19 protein-coding genes are annotated in these 20,061 nt (G+C 48.1%); 5 read left to right on the top strand and 14 right to left on the bottom strand.

The genetic code is table 11. From position 1 onward, the window contains the following. Window positions 1-253: 253 nt before the first annotated feature. The 13 genes from EXU85_RS28170 to EXU85_RS28110 form a co-directional block, all read right to left on the bottom strand. Entirely contained in the window at window positions 254-475 is a 222-nt protein-coding gene (locus EXU85_RS28170; RefSeq protein ID WP_210422414.1) for a type II toxin-antitoxin system HicB family antitoxin, read from the bottom strand. A 15-nt stretch (window positions 476-490) separates the two neighbouring features. Then, window positions 491-685: a type II toxin-antitoxin system HicA family toxin gene (locus EXU85_RS28165; protein ID WP_246859274.1), complete on the bottom strand. Its 195-nt coding sequence runs from the start codon at window positions 683-685 to the stop codon at window positions 491-493. Window positions 686-733: 48 nt separating this feature from the next. After that, complete coding sequence (locus tag EXU85_RS28160) at window positions 734-1,657, bottom strand: aspartate carbamoyltransferase catalytic subunit (protein ID WP_142775283.1); 924 nt, start codon at window positions 1,655-1,657, stop codon at window positions 734-736. Window positions 1,658-2,176: 519 nt separating this feature from the next. Continuing rightward, complete coding sequence (locus tag EXU85_RS28155; protein ID WP_142775282.1) at window positions 2,177-3,598, bottom strand: arylsulfatase; 1,422 nt, start codon at window positions 3,596-3,598, stop codon at window positions 2,177-2,179. A gap of 17 nt (window positions 3,599-3,615) precedes the next feature. Continuing rightward, window positions 3,616-4,548, bottom strand: a complete 933-nt coding sequence (locus EXU85_RS28150; RefSeq protein ID WP_142775281.1) for a M20/M25/M40 family metallo-hydrolase — start codon at window positions 4,546-4,548, stop codon at window positions 3,616-3,618. Window positions 4,549-4,630: 82 nt separating this feature from the next. Further along, window positions 4,631-5,200, bottom strand: a complete 570-nt coding sequence (locus EXU85_RS28145) for a hypothetical protein (RefSeq protein ID WP_142775280.1) — start codon at window positions 5,198-5,200, stop codon at window positions 4,631-4,633. Window positions 5,201-5,299: 99 nt separating this feature from the next. After that, a complete protein-coding gene (locus EXU85_RS28140; protein ID WP_142775279.1) occupies window positions 5,300-6,739 on the bottom strand; it encodes an efflux transporter outer membrane subunit in 1,440 nt (479 codons plus the stop codon). Between the two features lie 179 nt (window positions 6,740-6,918). Next, on the bottom strand, window positions 6,919-10,119 hold the full coding sequence (locus EXU85_RS28135) for an efflux RND transporter permease subunit (protein WP_142775278.1): 3,201 nt from the start codon (window positions 10,117-10,119) through the stop codon (window positions 6,919-6,921). Window positions 10,120-10,141: 22 nt separating this feature from the next. Further along, the gene (locus EXU85_RS28130) at window positions 10,142-11,383 is read right to left on the bottom strand and encodes an efflux RND transporter periplasmic adaptor subunit (protein ID WP_210422413.1); all 1,242 of its coding nucleotides are present in this window, start codon (window positions 11,381-11,383) and stop codon (window positions 10,142-10,144) included. Window positions 11,384-11,527: 144 nt separating this feature from the next. Beyond that, window positions 11,528-11,920 (bottom strand): type II toxin-antitoxin system VapC family toxin, encoded by a 393-nt coding sequence (locus EXU85_RS28125; protein WP_142775277.1) that lies wholly within the window; start codon window positions 11,918-11,920, stop codon window positions 11,528-11,530. Continuing rightward, window positions 11,917-12,129 carry a DUF2281 domain-containing protein gene (locus EXU85_RS28120; protein ID WP_142775276.1) on the bottom strand — a complete coding sequence of 71 codons (213 nt, stop codon included), beginning with the start codon at window positions 12,127-12,129 and terminating at the stop codon, window positions 11,917-11,919. Before EXU85_RS28120 ends, EXU85_RS28125 begins: the two co-directional genes overlap by 4 nt. 95 nt (window positions 12,130-12,224) lie before the next feature. Next, complete coding sequence (locus EXU85_RS28115; RefSeq protein ID WP_142775275.1) at window positions 12,225-13,781, bottom strand: alpha-amylase family glycosyl hydrolase; 1,557 nt, start codon at window positions 13,779-13,781, stop codon at window positions 12,225-12,227. A 140-nt stretch (window positions 13,782-13,921) separates the two neighbouring features. Then, window positions 13,922-14,521, bottom strand: a complete 600-nt coding sequence (locus EXU85_RS28110) for a nucleoside triphosphate pyrophosphatase (RefSeq protein WP_142775274.1) — start codon at window positions 14,519-14,521, stop codon at window positions 13,922-13,924. A 78-nt stretch (window positions 14,522-14,599) separates the two neighbouring features. On the opposite strand from EXU85_RS28110, the gene EXU85_RS28105 reads away from it, so the two are divergent. The 4 genes from EXU85_RS28105 (at window position 14,600) to EXU85_RS28090 (ending at window position 18,415) form a co-directional block, all read left to right on the top strand. Next, window positions 14,600-15,121, top strand: a complete 522-nt coding sequence (locus EXU85_RS28105; RefSeq protein WP_142775273.1) for a GNAT family N-acetyltransferase — start codon at window positions 14,600-14,602, stop codon at window positions 15,119-15,121. A gap of 150 nt (window positions 15,122-15,271) precedes the next feature. Further along, a complete protein-coding gene (locus tag EXU85_RS28100; RefSeq protein WP_142775272.1) occupies window positions 15,272-17,293 on the top strand; it encodes a hypothetical protein in 2,022 nt (673 codons plus the stop codon). A 54-nt stretch (window positions 17,294-17,347) separates the two neighbouring features. Then, window positions 17,348-17,803, top strand: a complete 456-nt coding sequence (locus tag EXU85_RS28095) for a MarR family winged helix-turn-helix transcriptional regulator (RefSeq protein ID WP_142775271.1) — start codon at window positions 17,348-17,350, stop codon at window positions 17,801-17,803. 45 nt (window positions 17,804-17,848) lie between these two features. Next, window positions 17,849-18,415, top strand: coding sequence for a YceI family protein (locus tag EXU85_RS28090; protein WP_142775270.1), 567 nt, complete (start codon window positions 17,849-17,851; stop codon window positions 18,413-18,415). 158 nt (window positions 18,416-18,573) lie between these two features. Here EXU85_RS28090 and EXU85_RS28085 read toward each other — a convergent pair whose 3' ends face one another. Beyond that, a complete protein-coding gene (locus EXU85_RS28085) occupies window positions 18,574-19,017 on the bottom strand; it encodes a type I restriction enzyme HsdR N-terminal domain-containing protein (protein WP_142775269.1) in 444 nt (147 codons plus the stop codon). A 159-nt stretch (window positions 19,018-19,176) separates the two neighbouring features. Between EXU85_RS28085 and EXU85_RS28080 the strand changes: the two genes are divergently transcribed. Further along, window positions 19,177-19,947: an AMP nucleosidase gene (locus EXU85_RS28080; protein WP_142775268.1), complete on the top strand. Its 771-nt coding sequence runs from the start codon at window positions 19,177-19,179 to the stop codon at window positions 19,945-19,947. The last annotated feature ends 114 nt before the right edge of the window (window positions 19,948-20,061 follow it).

Below are 20,061 nucleotides of genomic sequence, written 5' to 3'. Positions count from 1 at the left end.
TGTTGAAATTAAAAAGGCATTAAAATCCTATTTATAACAACTGATGGATCAGGCGTTTAGTTTAGTACGATTCAGTCTGATTTAGTACGATTCGAAGGTGGAGTTGTTAAAAAAAGCGAAAAAAGATTAGAATTCAATTAGATTACCTGATTTGCCTTTACAACTGCGCCAGCAAATACAACACAGCCATACGGACGGCCACGCCGTTTTCGACTTGGTCCAGAATGATAGACGCTGAGAATTTTCTGCTGTTTCAAGCTGCTTGAATGGCCACTAGAGTCGATATGGTCTTGGGCAATGGCAATACCATTCCCATTTCACGGATTTCTTCAAGATACAGTTCTATCGCTGATTTAATGTTTGTCTTTACCTCATCAAGCGTATCACCTACCGTAAAGCAGACAGGTAGATCTGGTACATAAGCAGAGTAACCACCTTCTTCCGTCTCTTCGATAATTACGACATATTGCATCATAAAAAGGATTATCTTTTATTTTAAACCGGCCTGTTTCAAAATAGATTGCTCTGTGCCTGGTTTAAGTTCTTTGTTTAAACCATGATCAGGAACGACAGCAATGCCTAATTTCGTCGGGTGACGGTAAACGCGATGACTTCCACTTTGTCGCTTAAAATACCACCCGTCTTCTTCTAAGAGCCTGATGATCTCTTTTACTTTCATCGCCATAAGTCGAAGATAGAATAAAGTTACGGATAAAAAGCAATCAACTGACTCCTACAACTGCGCCAGCAAATACAACACAGCCATACGGACGGCCACGCCATTTTCGACTTGGTCCAGAATGATGGAGTGCGACGAATCGGCAGCATCAGACGTCAACTCAACTCCCCGATTAATGGGGCCAGGGTGCATGAGCACAATAGGTCGATCCAGTTCATCGAGCATCTGTTTCGAGATGCCGAAGTAAAGAGAATACTCCCTCAGCGAGGGGAAGTACTTGATTTGCTGCCGCTCCAACTGAATGCGGAGCACGTTGGCTACATCGCACCAGGCCAGAGCCGCCCGCACATCATGCCCAACCTTCACGCCAAGCGCTTCAATGTATTTAGGAATGAGCGTTTTAGGGCCGCAAACCATGACCTCAGCGCCCTGTTTTTGCAGACAGAAAATATTGGACAGCGCGACCCGCGAGTGCGTAATGTCGCCGATGATGGCAATACGCTTGCCTGCTACGTCACCGAGTTTTTCGCGGATGGAGAACGAGTCTAGTAAGGCCTGTGTCGGGTGTTCGTGGGTGCCATCGCCTGCGTTGACAACGTTGGCTTTGATGTGTTTCGTCAGGTAATGAGGAGCACCGGGGCTACTGTGCCGCATCACCACCATATCGACCTTCATGGCCAGAATGTTGTTGACCGTATCCAGCAGGGTTTCGCCTTTTTTGACCGAGCTACCCGAGGCCGAAAAATTGACAACATCAGCCGATAATCGTTTCTCGGCTAACTCAAAAGACAGGCGAGTACGGGTCGAATTCTCAAAAAAAACGTTGGCAATCGTCACATCGCGTAACGAGGGGACTTTCTTGATGGGCCGATTAATGACTTCCTTAAACTGACTGGCCGTTTCCAGAATGAGTTGAATATCAGACTCGGTCAGGTCTTTTATACCCACCAAATGGCGGACACTGAGGGATTGGGCCATAAGAACAGTATAACTATAAATTGGGCAAAGATAGGTCTAGGCGATTAAAGATAATATTGCTACCTGGCGACTTTATTAAATTGATCTGTAATCGAGGATTAATTCTAGCTCCGTTAGCTCATTGAGTTTTTCGCTGGTAAATCAGCTTTTTGCCTAAACTAATGCTTAATAGCCATGATTGGGCGTGGGTGCAGGAAAGAGTTTTTCGCGTATTCTGGCTTGGTCTACGACTATCCAAATTGAGGGATAAAGCGAAAGGTTAAACCGATAAAACGGTTTTCGATAGGTTGAAGGCGCTCCATATCCTCGGTCTGTGTCCTCACCTAGCGTATACATACATCTTTTTCGCCCCGTTAGGGGTGATCTGTCAATAGAAAAAGGGCGTTGAATTCTGTCCGAAGCGCCGTAGGTGCGACCTATTCTACCTTGATTTAGGCCGCACCTACGGCGCTTTGAAAGGGGGCGGCTTTCTTTTTTCTATTGACAGGTCGCCCTTACAGGGCTGAAGCAAAAAAGCCTTTACTGTTTATCCCTAACAAGTGGAAACAAAGGCGATTCGACGTGGGCTTTGTTCATGAGCCGACCAAGTTGTTCGGCTTTTTCAGGATTCTTAGCCGCTACGTCGTGGCTTTCGGCAGGATCTTTCGACAGATCATATAGCTCAACGGGACCAGTAGGGTTTTGAGTCACCTGCAGCCGAACGGCTTTCCAATCTCCCTGACGAATAGCCTGTCTGCCACCGTTTTCATGAAATTCCCAATAGAGGTAGTCATGTTTTTTCTGACTCCCTTTACCCAGGAGCGATGGCACAAACGAAATGCCATCAATGCGGGCTGGCGTTTGTGCACCGGCCAGTTCGGTAAATGTGGGGAGCAGATCCCAAAAAGCGCCGATGAAATCGTTTCGGCTACCCGGCTTGATAACGCCGGGCCAGCGGGCAACGAATGGTTCACGAATGCCACCTTCATACAAATCGCGCTTGACTCCTCGGAACCCACCACTGCTGTTGAAGAAGGTCGGATCGGCTCCTCCTTCAATGTGTGGTCCATTATCGCTGGTAAAAATCACGAGCGTATTTTTATCCAACCCTTTTGCTTTCAGCTTCGCGATGACCTGCCCAACGTATAGATCGAGCCGGGCTACCATAGCTGCGAAGGTTGCCCGTGGATAGGCCTGGGAAGCGTAGCCGCCTGTTTTCGCGTCAGGACCATAGTCGGCACCAGCATAGGGTTTTTCCGCAAATTTTCCTTTGTAATGACGGAAGAGACTGTCATCGGGAACGAGCAGTTCAGCATGGGGCAAAATGTAGGGGAGAAATAGGAAAAACGGCTGGCTGGTTTTGCGGGAATCGAGAAAGGCCAGCGCTTGTTTCTGAATCAGATCAGGGGCGTATTCTTTTGCCTGACGAAGGTTTTCGTTGCCGGTCAGTACAACTTTCTGGTTGTTATCCCAAAGATGATCCGGGTAATACCGATGCGCCAATGCCTGACAATTGTACCCATAGAACCGGTCGAAGCCCTGCTTGTTGGGGTCTCCTTCTGAACCTACGGGCCCAAGTCCCCACTTGCCAAAAGCGGCTGTCGTGTAGCCTGCTCGTTGCAGGAGTTCGGCTACGGTTGTAACAGAATCGGCAATGGGTTGCTGCCCTTCGGGTTTCACTTCCTTATTCCCCCGGATGTAGGTATGCCCCGTGTGCTGCCCGGTCATTAAGGCCGACCGCGAGGGGGCACAGACAGACGTACCCGCATAAAACTGGGGGAACTGCATGCCCTCGGCCGCTAATCGGTCAATGTTTGGGGTCTTAATCAGGTTTTGTCCGTTGAGGCCTACATCACCATAGCCAAGGTCATCAGCCAGAATAAAGATAATGTTGGGGCGAGCGGGTTTCTGGGCCAGCGTTTGTAAAGCAATAAACGTTAAGGCTATGAATAAATATCGCATAGAGTTGAGAGGAAGTGTTATTTCACGGGTGTAAACGTCATTTTAGGCTGCTGCAAGGCAGTTAAAAGTAGCTTGATTTCCAGCCGGAGGATGGCTTCTTCGGCTTTTGCATCGATCTTATCCGGATCGTCGGAAGGTTTATGATAGTCGGGGTGGCCGCCAGTGTGGAAAAACAGAACCGGAATTTGTTTAGCGTAAAAAGCAGCATTATCGGAGCCGCCATTTCCCGCCCGATCGGTAAAGAATTTGATGGAACTTTCGGCTCCTTTGAATACGATTGGCCAGGTGTCGCTGGTGCCGTAGCCACCAATGCCCACGCCCCGATCCGGGTTGTACCGCCCAATCATATCCATGCACACCATAAAATTTAGTTTGTCGAGTGGCAGGGTCGGATTGTTCAGAAAATAGCGTGAACCCTGTAAGCCCAGTTCTTCGGCACCAAAGGCCATAAACAGGAAATTATACGGCTCTTTTACTCCGTTTTTTGTGAAGTAATGAGCGATTTCCAGCAGCCCAGCCACGCCCGAGGCATTGTCATCTGCTCCGTTATGGATTTTTCCTTGTGGTAACGAATCCAGCGAACTTCCCTGCCGACCCAAACCCAAATGGTCGTAGTGGGCACCAATCACAATCGTATAAGGAGCGCCATTATCCAGAAACCCAATGACGTTTGCTGCTTTTCGCAGGCTATCCGGTACAACAACTCGCCGAACTTTGGCTGTAAATGATTGATAATATCCATCTGTGCCCAATGGTTTCAGACCATACTTTTTGAAGTATTTCTCGACATAACGGGCGGCCTTAGCATTCTCCGGGCTTCCCGTTCCCCGGCCCTGCATCTTATCGGAAGCAAGTTTATGAATATGCTTCGTAATTCGTGTGGCCGACGGCTCCTGCCCGAAGGTGGTGTTTGTGAGTAAAGTCAGTAAGAAAACGAAATAGATTTTCATGAAAAACAGAAGTGCCGGCCAGTTTTCATAGGCCGGTACCAGTACAAAGCTGTCTTATAAATTGGATTACTTAGTTTACCATTTAACGTGGACCCCGATGTTCGCCCTGAGCCCGGCCATTACGGTCTTGAGGCTTGTTGTTCTGAGCCCGTTGTTGTTGCCCATTAGGTCGACCCGGTTGCTGCCCCGGATTACCACCCGGACGGCCATTGCCACCCTGTTTACCCATTTGATTGTGCATGGGATGGTTGTTGATTACATAATACTTCGAATCGCGGCTATCGCGGATGGGCTGCTGGTCGTAACGCCCCTTGAAAGACGCATACTGATTCCGGTAAACCGCATTGCGCAGATAGGGCTGCTTATCGTTGATGACCACTTTGTGCATCCGATACAGATCGTAGTTGTTGTACTGCGGAGGCAAAACAGTGGTGGTTATCCAGCGTCCTCCACTGTTATAGATCCACTGTTGTAACGGGACGTAGTAATAGATGTCCAGATCAGGCAGATAATAGTAGTTTACATAGTCGTAACCGGTTGGCCCCCAGATGGGTTGGCTCCCAATGTTGACATTGACGTTCACTTGTGCCTGGCTGGTTTGGTACAGTCCAGTACCGACCAATAGGCCGAGTATAATCAGTACGTTTTTCATAATTTCCGTTGATTTAATTTCAATTCGTCACTGTTGACTATCTGCATGTACCGCTGATTTAGCCTAAACGTTGCTAAAGCAGTCAGTTTTCTTTTGTTCTTATCGCCAGCCCCCACCTAATGCCCGGTAAAGCGTTACGGTTGCCTGAAGTTGCTGCAATCGGTCATTGACCCCGTTTAGCTGGGTTGCCAGCAGGTTTTGTTCGGCGGTCAATACGTCGGTGTAGTTTGTGTTGGCGGTGTATTTAAGCAGCTCTTTTGTATAAGAAACCGCCTTCTCCAAAGCGGCTAATTGCTGCTGACGAGTAGCCATCTTATCGACCGCCATCTGGTACGAAAATAGCGCATTGGACACCTCCTGACCTGCCGTTAGCAGTGTGGCCTGATAGGTATAAAAGGCTTCGGCCTGAGCTGCCTGTGCCCGGTTAAGTCGCTGGCGATTAATACCCTGATTGAAAATGGGTTGTGTCAGCCCGCTAATCAGGCTTCCGTAAAATGTTCCTGCAAAAAAGCCGGTCAATGTATTCGCAGTAGCGAAACCGCCGGTACCCGTAATCGTGAGGGCAGGGTAGAAGTAGGTTCGGGCCACATTCGTTAACTCGAACGCATTTCGGAAGCCATACTCAGCTTCCTGCACATCAGGACGATTGCTCAATAGCTGTGCTGGAAGACCCGTTTGCAATGACGTTACGGATTGCTGGATATCCAGTTGTGTACGCGGGATGCTATCGGGCGGCATGGCCAGCAAGAGGCTCAATGTGTTTTCAGTTTGCCGAATATTCTGCCGAATATCGGGTAAGGTGACCTCTGCCGCATAGCGGTTGGCTTCACTCTGTACCACATCGGCCCCCGTTACTATGGCACCCTCTTTCAGCGCTTTCATGGTCTCCACATCCGTCTTTCGGTTGTCGACCGTTTCCAGCGTGATTTTTAGCTGTTTATCATAGGCCAGCAATGCATAATAACCATTGGCGATGTTAGCAATTAATTGCGTTTGCACGGCACGTCGGTAGGCTTCACTTTGTAAGTAAGCTGCTACATAGGCTCGTTTTGTGCTCCGCAATTTGCCCCAAACATCGGCCTCCCAACTCGTGCTGGCTGTCAACGAATACTGCTTGATGGTTGGAATGGAGGTCGTACTCACGGTACTCGATCCTGATTCGGCATTTCGAATGTTCAAAGCCCGCAACTGTGCCGACGATGATTTAGAGAGCGTAAAACCCGCATTGGTACTAAGCGTCGGATAGAACGCCAGTTTGCTTTGCAAAACATTAGCTTCGGCTGCCTGCATTCGGGCCACGGCGATTTTGAGATCCAGATTATTGCTGAGGCCCCGTTCAATTAACCGTTGCAGAATGGTATCTGAAAACATCTGCCGCCAGGGTAAACTGGCTAATGTGCTTGAGTCCGTAGTTTGCTGGCCCCTGTAGAGTTTATTGGTCGTAAGGCCTGGCTGCTCATAGGGTTTTGTCACGCTACAGGAAGCTAGCAGCGCTCCCAGTAGCAGTGTTAATCCCAGATTTATATGTTTCGTATTCATGATATGTACTAGCTTCTGAGACAGATGGCTTACGTTCTACGTTCTCGCTTGGCTATACCGAGTGAGGACTATTGTTTTAACGGCCTCTGGCCGGTGAATTACAATAAGTGTATCAAAACGGGCCAGAGGCCCTTGAAACAATAGCCCTCACTCGGCGTAGCCAATCGAGAACGTGCAGGCTATGTGTTCATTGGAGTTGCAACCTGTTTTTCTTTACCATCAACTTTCGCTGGCTCTTCTTCCTCATCATCAGGATTGTGCTGACCGGGTGGGCCACTTATTTTTTCCTGCAATCCCTGGAAAATGACGAACAGTGTTGGCACGAAAAACACCCCGAGCAACGTGCCGAATAGCATACCGCCGATAGCACCTGTACCAATCGATCGGTTGCCTTGGGCACCGGCACCGCTGGCAAACATGAGGGGCATCAGTCCGAAAATGAAAGCAAAGGAGGTCATCAGAATTGGCCGTAACCGGGCTTTGGCTCCTTCTATGGCTGACGCTAATAATTCCATTCCGGTCTGCCTCCGCTCAACGGCAAACTGCACGATCAGGATGGCGTTCTTGGCCAGCAAACCAATGAGCATGATGAGCGAGATTTGCATGTAAATGTTATTGTCCAGCCCAAAAATCCGGGCAAACACATACACACCCGATAAGCCAACCGGCAAGGAGAATAAGACCGCAAACGGCAACAAGTAGCTTTCGTATTGCGCGCTCAACAGCAGATACACAAACGCCAGACATAGAATGAATACATACAGCGTTTGGGAACCCACGTTTTGCTCTTCCCGACTAATACCAGAATACTCGAAACCATAGCCCGCCGGAAGCGTCTGGGTAGCCACTTCCTGAATCGCCAGCAAGGCTTGCCCGGTGCTATAGTTCGGATTAGGCGACCCGTTGACGGACATCGACGAAAACAGGTTGAAGCGGGAAACACTCTCAGGACCGTAAATTCGTTTGAGGTTGATAAACTCGGTGATCGGTGCCATCGTACCCGCCGATGTTCGGACGGAAATTTTGGTTAAACCGTCTGGATTGGCCCGGTAATTTGTGTCGGCCTGCATGATGACGCGGTACTGTTTGCCAAACTCGTTGAAGTTAGACACGTACGAACTGCCGTAGAATACCTGCATTGCCTTGAGTACGTCGCCCACCAGAATGCCTGCCTCCTTGCATTTTGCCACATTCACATCCATCTGATACTGAGGGAAATTTGGATTGAATGAGGTCGTAGCGTATTGTATTTCAGGGCGTTTGCTCAGCGTGGCCAGAAAGTTCTGGGTCACCTTATAGAACTCGTCGGTGGTGTGTCCGCCTTTATCCTGCAACTGAAACGTGAAGCCGCCACTAGTGCCGAAGCCCGTGATGGTTGGCTGTTGGATAAAGACAAGGTCGGCATCCCGGATGTTGGCTGTTTTCTGCTTAAGCAGCTTAATCACATCGTCGTCGCTAACGCCGGGTCGCTCATCCCAGGGCTTTAATCGCACGATAATTAGGCCATAGGCGCTCCCATTTCCAGCTACGAAGTTTTGCCCGAGGTTGCGCAGACTGTTTTGTACTTCGGGGATGGTATGCGCAATGGAGTCTACCTTATCGGCCATCGCCGTGGTGCGTTCGACCGACGAAGCGGGTGGCAGCGTGATATTTACGAAAATGCTTCCCATGTCTTCTTTGGGCACGAAGCTGGTTGGCGTGGTTTTGAAGAGTGTATAAAACAGCCCACCAAATAGCCCAATGCCAACGAGAACCAGCCATTTTCGGACGGACAGAAACGTGACCGACTTGGTGTATTTATCTGTCAGTGCATCGTAAGCCGCGTTGAATCCCACCCCAAATCGCTTAAGTAGATTCTTTGGTTGGGCATCGTCGGTGTGCTCCGGTGGTTTCAGGAACATAGCCGCCAGTGCTGGACAAAGGGTCAGGGCGTTGACCGCCGAAATAATAATGGCCACTGCCAGCGTAATACCAAACTGCCGGTAAAACACCCCCGCCGACCCCGTGATGAACGTAACGGGCAAAAACACCGATGCCATTACGAGGGTAATCGAAATAATAGCGCCCGATATTTCGCTCATCGCGTCGATGGCCGCTTTGCGGGATGATTTATAGCCGCTTTCCAGTTTGGCGTGAACCGCTTCCACCACCACAATGGCGTCATCGACCACAATACCAATGGCCAGCACCAATGCGAATAGGGTTAATAAATTGATACTGAAGTTGAATAGGTACAGGAAGAAAAACGTACCCGTAATGGCCACCGGCACCGAAACGCCGTGAATAATGGTCGAGCGGAAATCCTGTAGAAAGATGAAAATCACCAGAAACACCAGCGCGAAGCATTCCAGCAGCGTATGCAGTACTTTGCTGATCGACGCATCCAGAAACTGATTGATATCGACCAGATAGACGAAATGAACCCCCGCCGGAAACGACTTGGCCGCTGCCTCAATGACTTTCTTGGAGTTGTTGATCACATCCCGCGCATTGGAACCGGGCGTCTGGCTCACCGAAATACCTACCGACTGTTTGCCATTGGTCGTCGTAAAACTGGTGTAGGTCTGTGATCCCAGCTCAATTCGCGCAATATCTCGTAATCGCAGCAATTGGCCGTTGCCGGTTGTTTTAATGATAATATCACCAAACTGCTGCGTAGACTGCAACCGACCGCTGTACCGAATCACGTATTGGAATGTCTGGTTGTCATTTTCACCGAACTTGCCGGGGGCCGCATCCACATTTTGGTCCGTCAATGCGGTTGACACATCGGCAGGGGTAATGCCATAAATGGACATAACATCGGGCTTCAGCCAGATTCGCATTGAATACGTTTTAGCCGAGCCAAACACGTTGGCCGCGCCCACACCATTGACCCGCTGGAGTTGTGGAATGACGTTGATGGCGGCATAATTTTGCAGAAATGTCTGATCGTAAGCGGCATTGTCGCTATAGATCGACATAATCAGCAGGTTGCTGCTTTGCTGCTTCCGAACCGTTACGCCTGCCTGCGTAACCTCTTGCGGCAGCAGGCTGGTAGCGGCCGAAACCCGGTTCTGGACATCCACAGCGGCCTGGTTTGGATCGGTGCCAACGGCGAAATAAATGCTGATGTTGCCAGCCCCGTCGTTGGTGGCCGACGAGGTCATGTAGGTCATACCTTCCACGCCGTTAATCTGTTCTTCAAGCGGCACAATGACGCTTTTGAGCACTACATCAGCATTGGCACCACTGTAGCTGGCCGAAACCTGTACCGTTGGTGGCGAAATATCGGGATACTGGGCAATGGGTAGTTTGACCATGCCCAGAATCCCCAGCAATACGATGAGGGCCGAAATAACGGTACTTAATACCGGTCGTTCTATGAATATGCGAAGCATAAGACAGTTTGTTGAGAATGGCTTACAAGTCTGTGTTTGTGTCGGTCGTGGCGGTTGTCGTGCTTGGCGCTGTCGTTTTATAAACGCTGGCTGGCAAAGCGGCCTTCGGTTTAATAGATGCGCCATCTTTCAAACCAGTGCCGCCATCAAGCACGACCTTATCGCCCGCTTTTAACCCTTTCTGCACGACGAAATACTGCCCGTCGGGGGTGGGCGTTACGAGCACGGCTGTGGTTTTGACGGTATTATTTTTTTCGACGACAAACAGGAAGCGCTTGTCCTGAAGCTCCGAAGTGGCACTTTGTGGTACAACCAGGGCCGAGTCAATGGTTCTGGGAACGCGGACAGTACCGCTATTGCCGCTGCGGAGTAGGGCTTGCGGGTTGGGAAACGTGGCGCGGAAATTACTGGAACCCGTTTGGGTATCGATCTGGCCAATGGCCGTTTTGATCCGGCCTTTGTAGTTGTAAGTCGATCCGTCGGCCAGCAGGAGGATAACGTCGGGCAGTTTAGCTAGTTTCTCTTGAAGTGTGTTGCCACTTACATCGCGGGTAAAGTCGAGGAGCTGTTTTTCGTTGAGGGCGAAGTAGGCATACACTTCACTGATACCGGAAATGGTCGTCAAGGGATTGGTCGTTGCGCTGGTTACCAAGCTGCCGATTTTGTAGGGAATCGAGCCAACCACTCCACTAACCGGGCTGACTAAATTCGTGTACCCCAGATTGGTTTGGGCATTTGCCAGAGCGGCCTGCGCCTGTGCCAACGCAGCTTGCTTGGAGGCTAGTGTATACTGGGCTGTTTCCAGTTCGTACTTGCTGATGATGTCTTTCTCAACCAGAGGCCGAACCTTATTGACCGCCAATAGAGCGGAACTAACATCGGCCTGCGCTGTTCGAACCCCCGCCTGTGCGGTGAGCACGTCCTGGGCATATTGGGGCGCATTGATGCGAAAAAGTCGCTGTCCTTTTTTGACCGTAGCGCCTTCGTCCACGTAAATAGCCTCGACAAATCCATCTACTTTGGGGCGAATCTCGACGTTCTGCTCACCCTGAATGGTAGTAGGGAAATCGACGTAGAGAACCGTCTTGCGGGGCGCAAGCGTCAGTACGGAATAGGTCTTCGGCTGTTTTAAGGCGGTGGAGTCAGTTTGCCCCCCTTTTTTCTTGTCGGAACTGCTACAGGCTGTCAGGCAAATTCCGGCCAACAGCACCATGATCCATTGGCAATTCGTCGTGTATTGTGGATGTTTTCGAAACGCTTTCATAATCTATTCGTATCCTCATCGGATACTGAATAACAAGGTGAAAGCCTCGTAGAGTTATTAGGATGGGATTAAAAGGATGCGAATCCCGATTTTGGGTGGGCGAATCGGGGATTTATGGGGCGGAAAGACGTTAGCAGAAGCTGGTTATGCCGATAATAGATTGGCTGTATAGTGACCAAAGTTACGGTCATCAGAAATTATAGTCAGCTGGTGGACTAAGGCCTGGGCGATGATAAGGCGGTCGAACGGATCGCCATGATGAAAAGGGAGTTGATGTAACTGGAGTAGATCCGAAAAGTCAAAATCTAATACGACAAAACCTTCCTCTTCAAGATAGCTGGCTAGTTTATCCAAGGAAATGCCTATCGTCAATTTGCCTAATGATGACTTGATCGCCATTTCCCAAAGGCTGGCTTTGCTAATATAAATGGTGTTATCAATCGAATCAATAAGCTCCTTTGTGGGTTGGGAGAGCCGTTTCTCACCTTTAATATACCATAGCAACACATGCGTATCAATAAGATAAGCCTCATTCATGGCATATAGTCTTTGAACTCATCCAATGGCTCGTTAAAGTCATCATCTATGTGAGTAATTATATGCTTACCACCTCCAAAATGGCGTTTTGTAAGCTTTTGTTTGCCTGCATCGTGTTGCTTAATGGCTGAGACTTGACTTAATAATCGTAGATCGTTAAGTCCGGCAATCCATTGAATTAACTCTAATTTTTGGGATTGAGTGTCCATTTTTATTGCTATTAAAATCAACTTATAGCTTAACGAATATACAACTCAAAATTGGGTTTCAAAGACGTTTTCGTTGATTGATCTACGACACAGAATTACTCAACAACCACACACCCATAACCCGGTACCGTGACCCGGTCGCCAGTGAACGAGCCGCCTGAAATTGTTTCGAACACAATGCACCGACACCATTCTTCGCCCGGTGAAAAGACGACCTCAATGGGTTTGTTCGTCAGGTTGTGAACCAATAATACACACGGCCCACCGCTGGCATCCTGCCGAATAAACGCGACAATCCCTTTCTGCCGAATACCGGATGGTAAAAGCTTGCTGAGATTATTATTCAGAATTGGGTGACTATTCCGGTAGTGAATCAGGCGTTTGTAATGATTGAACAGCGAATTTGGATCGCTCTGCTGCTGAGCCAGCGGCCGAACGGTTTGACTGGTACTATATTTTCCCCGACGCCAGCGGGTGCGTTGGGTATCCTGCGCCCGAATATCCCACAAAAAAGGCTCACGGATGTTTTCGTCGGGTTTCATGCCGAGCATACCAATTTCCTCGCCGTAGTAGAGATAGGGTAAACCTGGTAGTGTAAGCAACAGGTTGGCTGCTACTTTCAAGCGGTCGAGATTTCCCTTGAGTAAACTGCCAATCCGGTTCTGATCATGGTTGGAAAGGAGCAGTGCATCAATAAAGTTGGGATTGACAGTACCGAATGTATTGTGAACGTATTGCAGAAACTCAACCAAATCTTCAGTGTCGTTTTCCTGCCCAACGATTTCGGCAATGGCCAGTTGAAGGTCGAAATTGAAGTTGGCTTTCAACCCCCGAAAATAGGGCGCTATACGTTCGGGACGTGTCCAGACTTCGCCCACGGTGTAAGCTCCCGATTTTGCGGCTTCAACGACTTTTCCGAACTCCTGCCAGAATTCATGATTCTTGGGCTCTTCGGCCTCCCGGTAGAGGTGGCGGGCCGCATCAAGCCGAAATCCGTCTACTCCGATCTCGTTAAGCCAATACCGGGCTATCTTGAAAAACTCATCCCGAACCGGCTGGTGGTCAAAGTTCAGATCGGGCATGCCGCTCCAGAACATGCCATAATATTGCTCAGGATAAGTGGCCCCTCGTACTGTATGCCAGGGGTTTTTCTCGCCCGAATCGGCAGTAATATCGCGGGTAGCTAGTTTCCGGCGTTTGATCTCGTCGGGTGTCAACCATTTATAGTAATGCCAATAGGGGTTTTCTGGCCCTTTTGAGGCCTCCCGAAACCAGTTATGCTGGATGCTGGTGTGGTGTAATACTAGATCGATTATGACAGCAATACCACGTTGATGAGCTTCCGCAATCAACCGTTTGAAATCGTCCATCGTGCCGTATTCGGGATCGATTCCGTAATAATCCGTTACGTCGTACTTATGCGAACTTGGAGAAGGACTTATCGGCATGAGCCAGATGGCCGACACCCCTAGATCATTCAGGTAATCAAGTTTGTTAGTAATGCCATTGAGGTCACCGATACCATCGCCGTTGGAGTCGGCAAAGGAGCGAACGAAGATCTCGTAGTGGACGCCCGTATAGCCGATAGGTATTGAGTCGGATTGGGCAGGATGTGGAAGTGTAGTGTATTGAACTAGGTTTGATGAAGTCATTCCGTGCGAACTGATCGGTTTTGTTCTTACTAACTGTTACTAGATCCAAATAGATTCTATCGATTCCAGGATTCTTAGATTCTGTTGTAGTAATAATCAGAAAGAATAGTAGCTAAAGAATCGATAGGAGCCACTAGAATCTAGTTAACCAAAGTACTATACTGTTTCAGTGCCTGATAAACCCGATGCGTGGGGAGTCCCATCACCGTATAAAATGAGCCCTCCAGTCGTTCGATACCCACTAACCCAATAAAATCCTGAGCTCCATAAGAGCCCGCTTTATCAAAGGGTTTGCATTCCCGGATGTAATAGGTAATCTCCTCATCTGTCAACGAGGCAAACTGAACGCTTGTTTCGTCGGTGAAGGAATAAAGCTGGGGTTCACCAGTAGAATCTGGCGACAGAATAGCAACCCCCGTTCGAACCCGGTGCGTGCGTCCCGACAAGGCCTGGAGCATCCGGCGGGCATCAGCTTCATCCTGAGGCTTGTTTAGAATTTGATCCTCTAAAATCACAACGGTATCGGCGCAGAGGATGATTCGATTGCCAAAGTCAGGCAGAAACTGCTCGGCTTTCTGACGGGCGAGGTATTCGGCCACCTCATTCGCTGGCATGGTTTGCGGAAACAGTTCGTCGGTAGGCCGGGTTTCGATGGTGAATGAAAAACCGGCGTCGGTCATCAGTTGTTTGCGTCGGGGCGAGCCCGAAGCCAGCACAAGTGGATAGCGTAAGGTGAGCATGTACGTAGAAAGGCGAAGCGCAAAATTAACCCAAATACAGGGTTTTTACGTACATTGGTTGATTGCTTATTGTATACTATGACCATTCGATCTGCTACTATCTCCGACGCTGCTTCGCTAACTGAACTGGCAGCCACCACGATGCGCGAGGCTTTTGGGCCTCCCCACAATCCCACCGAACTCGTTGAGGAGTATATTCAGTCGGCCATAAGCGTGCCAGTTATGGAAGCTGAACTGACTGACCGAAGATCCTTCTTTTTTCTGGTCGAATCATCGGACGGACAGCCGGTTGGGTATGCTAAACTACGCCAGCATGCTCCTCCACGAAGAATGACGCACCGGAATGCGATCGAGATTCAGCGAATCTATCTGTTACAAAATCAAATTGGCCAGGGACAGGGTCGTATGCTCATGGAGTATTGCCTCAATTGGGCGCGCGGGCAGGGTTATGACGCCGTATGGCTTGGTGTATGGGAGCGTAATGGGCGCGCCATCGCCTTCTATGAACGAATGGGCTTCGAGCGATTCGGCTTTCATTATTTTCAGTTTGGTACCGAACGTCAGCGGGATTTCTGGCTTCAGAAACAATTAATCAGTTAAGCTGTTGGGTAATATGATTTATTGTTTTAATTGGTTTATAATTAAACCGTTATATAGGAAATCGTTATCTATTAAACAGAAACAACTTCATCTTCTGCTTGCTTAAACCATTTCGGCAAATACGACTCTAATTACCGTTCTATTTTTCCAATGTATCAAGTATATCCGAACGAATGTAAGTCAGCGTTGCGCCAGTTTTTGGTGTGGCTGATACTTTTTTTTGGATGCGTCCTATCGGCAGTTGCCCAGATTGATACAACGCATAATAATAAGAGTGGGCAAGGATCAACCAATCAAATTCAGGTTGATACGCTTCGGCATATAGGAATTAAAACCGGACCAACAGATTCGCTGGCGGCTATCCATATAACCGCCCAAACGGATAGCGTTTTGATGCGTCGGGACAGTGTTTTTTATACGCGACTAAAAGCTTCCATGTACAAGCACCGACTAACCCGCCAACTCTACGATGCTGTATTCCGGGACGTTTACAACAGCCGTATCCAAACGGGCGAAGTGAGCCAAATAGAAGTGAATCCATTTAAGGTATTTGAGGGGCGAATTATTGGCGATATTTACATTCGCCGACTTGGTGTATTTGGCCAGACGGTTTATGATACGCTTCGAAAACCCGGCAACTGGATCGAACGAGTTGGCAGCAACGTGCACACCAATACACGTGAGCATGTGATTCGTAACTCGTATCTTCTTTTTCAGCAGGGTGATGCATTGAATCCAACTATATTGCGCGATAATGAACGGCTGTTGCGTAGTACGTCTATTTTTCACGATGCCCGTATTCTGGTGGTGCCACGCCCTGGCAGCCAGCAGTTTGTAGATGTGTATGTGATTACGCAGGATGTCTGGTCGCTGTTGCCCAACGGCGGCTTTGGTGGTTTTACTAATTTCAGCGTTGGTTTTGATCAGGTCAATTTTCGTGGCCTGGGCCATCAGCTCTTTGCCCAGTTTGCCTATTCAGGGAATGATCCGCGTCAGAAAACAGAATACCAGGCTCGCTACAAAGTGCCCTTTATTGGAAAAACTTTTTTAACTGCCGAGGCCGATATGTTGTACCTACGCGACCTGAAACAGGTAGCTGTTAAACTGTATCGACCTTTTCTGACTCCAGATACCAAGTATGCAGGCTCTATCGAACTAAACCACACACAGGTCAACAATAGGCTTATCACCCGAAATGACAGTGTGTTGCTGGTACCTGTCAGCTATAACTATTCCGATGTGTGGATAGGACGATCGTTTCGACTGTTTTATAAACAACGGGATACCGAAGAAAAAGGGAGATCACGGCTCGTTGTGGCCCTGCGAAATACAAACTATGAGTATTTCAAACGCCCCGACGTTACCGCCGACACAAATCAGATTTATCAGGACAGCCGCACTACGCTGTTTAGTGTAGGATTCTCCCGACGTAAATATACCCGCGATGTACTTATCTATGGATTTGGTCGGACAGAGGACGTTCCAATTGGAGAGTCTGTGGCGGCTACTGTTGGGTTCGACAATGCTGAATTAGGTCGCCGACTATATGCCGGTGTGAATTTTTCGCAGGGGAAGTATGTCCGGCATCTTGGTTACCTCTATGGGTTGGTTAATTTGGGAGGTTATGTGCGGGACCATAAAGTAGAGCAGGCCGTTTTCTCGTTCGAATCCAATTATTTTAGCCCACTCATGAAAACCAAATGGGGGAATATGCGCCACTTTTTCAACACCCGCTATACGGTCGGTATTGACCGATTCGACAATGAGTATATCTCATTAAGTAGCAGTGGGAGTGGTGTTAATACCGATGGTATCGGTATTAACAGCGATCAACTAAGAGGTACAAATCGATGGTTTGTCAACTACGAAAATGTGCTTTTCTCTCGCTTGAGCCTGATCGGTTTCCGGGTTGCCTTTGTTACGTTTGTTAACCTGGGGCTGGTTAGTTTTCCTGATCGACCTTTGCTGAGTGGACCGCTTTATCAGGGATATGGGATCGGGTTTCGACTACGAAATGAAAACCTGACCTTTACCAGCTTTCAGATTCGACTGGCTTATTATCCTAATATTCCTGGCAATACAATCCCATTCAGAACAGCCTTTGAGGGCGTTCCAACCCTGCGGTTCCGCGATTTTGATCTGTCCGCTCCCCGTATTATTCCGTATCAATAAAAATAATTGCATTAAATGTTGCTACATTAAATGTAATTGTTTTATCTTTGTGCCATGTCCATTGAAACTGATATAAAACAGAGCACACCATTTAAATCGCCCTACCACAGGGTCATGGTGAACCTGATCTTTACCAGCAACTGGATGGCGGCCAGTCAGATGCATATGTTAAAGCCATTTGGCCTGACATTGCAACAATATAATGTGTTGCGCATTTTACGTGGGCAGTATCCTGAGCCGGTTAAGGTTAGTGATATTACAGAGCGTATGCTCGATAAAATGTCTAATGCGTCGCGATTGGTGGATAAACTTCTTGCCAAGAAACTCGTACTACGCACCGAATGCCCCAGCGACCGTCGGGCCGTTGATGTACTAATTACAGAGGAGGGATTGGCATTGCTCAATAAGTTAGATGTATATCAGACGGAGTGGTCTGAAATACAGCGAAATAAACTAACTGAAGAGGAGGCTATTTACCTGAGCCAGTTGCTCGATCGACTTCGAGAATAGGGTTTACTCGTTTTAAATTCAATTAACTGTTTACATATCTTACCAATGAAAAAAGCAACTTTAATTGCTGCCTTGTTATTCTCGTCAGTGGGCGCTTTCGCTCAGAGCTGGTCACTTGACAAAGCTCACTCAAATCTGGCCTTCACTGTAACGCACATGATGTTATCGGAGGTTGACGGGAAATTCCAGAATTTCGACGTGAAAATGACGTCTGCTAAAGATGATTTCTCAGATGCTCAAATCGACCTGACCGCCGATGTAAATAGCATTTATACGAATCAGGAAAAACGTGATGCTCACCTGAAAAGCCCCGATTTTTTCGACGCTACCAAGTATCCAACATTGACCTTTAAAAGTAAGTCGATTAGCAAAGTATCAGGTAACAAATACAAACTGGTAGGTGATCTGACGATGCACGGTGTAACGAAACCCGTAACGCTTGACGCTACGATTACAGGTCCAGTTACCAACCCAATGAACAAGAAAACCTTAGCTGGTTTTAAAGTAAGTGGTGAAGTAAAACGCGCTGATTTTACGTTAGGTACTATTCCTGCGGCTGTTGTTAGCGATGAAATTACGATCCGGGCTACCGGCGAGCTTGTTAAAAATTAAGCTATTCGCTTTTATATATTGATCCCTGGCACCACTGGTGTCGGGGATTTTTTTGTGTACAAAGTAACCCCAAACGAACCCTATACGAGCGATAATGCTGTCTGAACTATAGAGTGCAAGCGGTTGAGACTAACTGATTTTTGGGTCTTTGGGCTCAATTAAACAAATGCCGGGAAGTCATCCATAAATTGTACATCAGCCGTATCATGATTCACGCAGCAGCAATAGTGTGTCAGGCCGTTTGAAATGACGATATAAGGTGCCCGATGAACATGATTATAGCGGGCAATCTGGTCGAAAACCGTTTGCGTAAGCGCAATATGAGGAGCTTTACATTCGACTACCAAAAACGGTTGTCCCTGACGGTCAAACACAACCACATCCGTTCGTTTCTGTGTTTGGTTGAGGCTCAGCCCCCCTTCGGAGCGGATGAGCGCTTTTGGGTAGGCGTAATGCGTTAGTAACAGGTTCACGATATGCTGTCGGACCCATTCTTCGGGCGACAACCGAACGTACTTCCGGCGTAGTAAGTCAAAAATATATGGTTTTCCTTCGACTTGTTTAGTTTTGTAGTCAAAAGGAGGGAGGTTCAAGTCGACCATACCTCAAAGATAAGGATTTAGTGAAGTAGGTGGAATAGGTGTAGTAAGTGAAATGAGCGCAATAAGTAGACTAAACGCCAGGAATCATACTACTTTACCTAATATTTCATCCATTATAACTACTTCACTTATTTCACCACTTCACCCACTACACTAATCATGAAGACAAAAGAAGAAATCGTTCAGAACTGGCTACCACGCTACACCGGTACACCCATCGAGCAATTTGGTGAATACATTTTGCTGACCAATTTTATCAATTATGTTGAGTTGTTTGCCAAGAAGTTCGATGTAGAAATTTTTGGCCTGGGCCGGGCTATGCAAACCGCTACGGCCAACAACATTACCATTATTAACTTCGGAATGGGTAGCGCTATGGCGGCTACGGTTATGGATCTACTGTCGGCAGTTAATCCAAAAGCAGTTTTGTTTTTAGGTAAATGTGGTGGGTTGAAAAAAACGCAGATCGGCGATCTGGTGCTGCCAATTGCGGCTATTCGGGGCGAAGGCACGAGTAACGACTATATGCGTCCCGAAATTCCGGCCCTACCTTCCTTCCGATTGCAGCGGGCAGTATCGTCAACGATCAAGAAATACGAACTGGATTACTGGACAGGCACGGTTTATACCACCAACCGGCGGATCTGGGAACACGACGAACAGTTCAAGGATTACCTGCGCGAACTTCGGACAATGGCTATCGATATGGAAACCGCTACGATTTTTACGGTAGGTTTCGTTAACTCCATCCCACACGGTGCCTTGTTGCTCGTGTCTGATAACCCACTGGTGCCAGAAGGTGTCAAAACCGAAGAGAGCGATAAGAAAGTGACAGGCCAGTTCGTCAATGTTCACCTGGATATTGGTATCGACGCTCTGCTCGAACTTGAATCATCCGGTGATTCAGTAAAGCATTTGCGGTTTGAGTAGTAAGCGAACTAAGAGACAAATTTATTTTATGACAACTGATTAAAGGATTAGAAAGGGAGAAAGAGGTATCATCTAAACCCCTTTCTCCCTTTCGTCCCTCTACTCCTTTCTCCT

It is taken from the genome of Spirosoma sp. KCTC 42546, assembly GCF_006965485.1.
GTDB lineage: Bacteria > Bacteroidota > Bacteroidia > Cytophagales > Spirosomataceae > Spirosoma.
The sequence above is the reverse complement of the archived record's forward strand: the minus strand, read 5'-3'. Positions and strand labels throughout refer to the sequence as shown.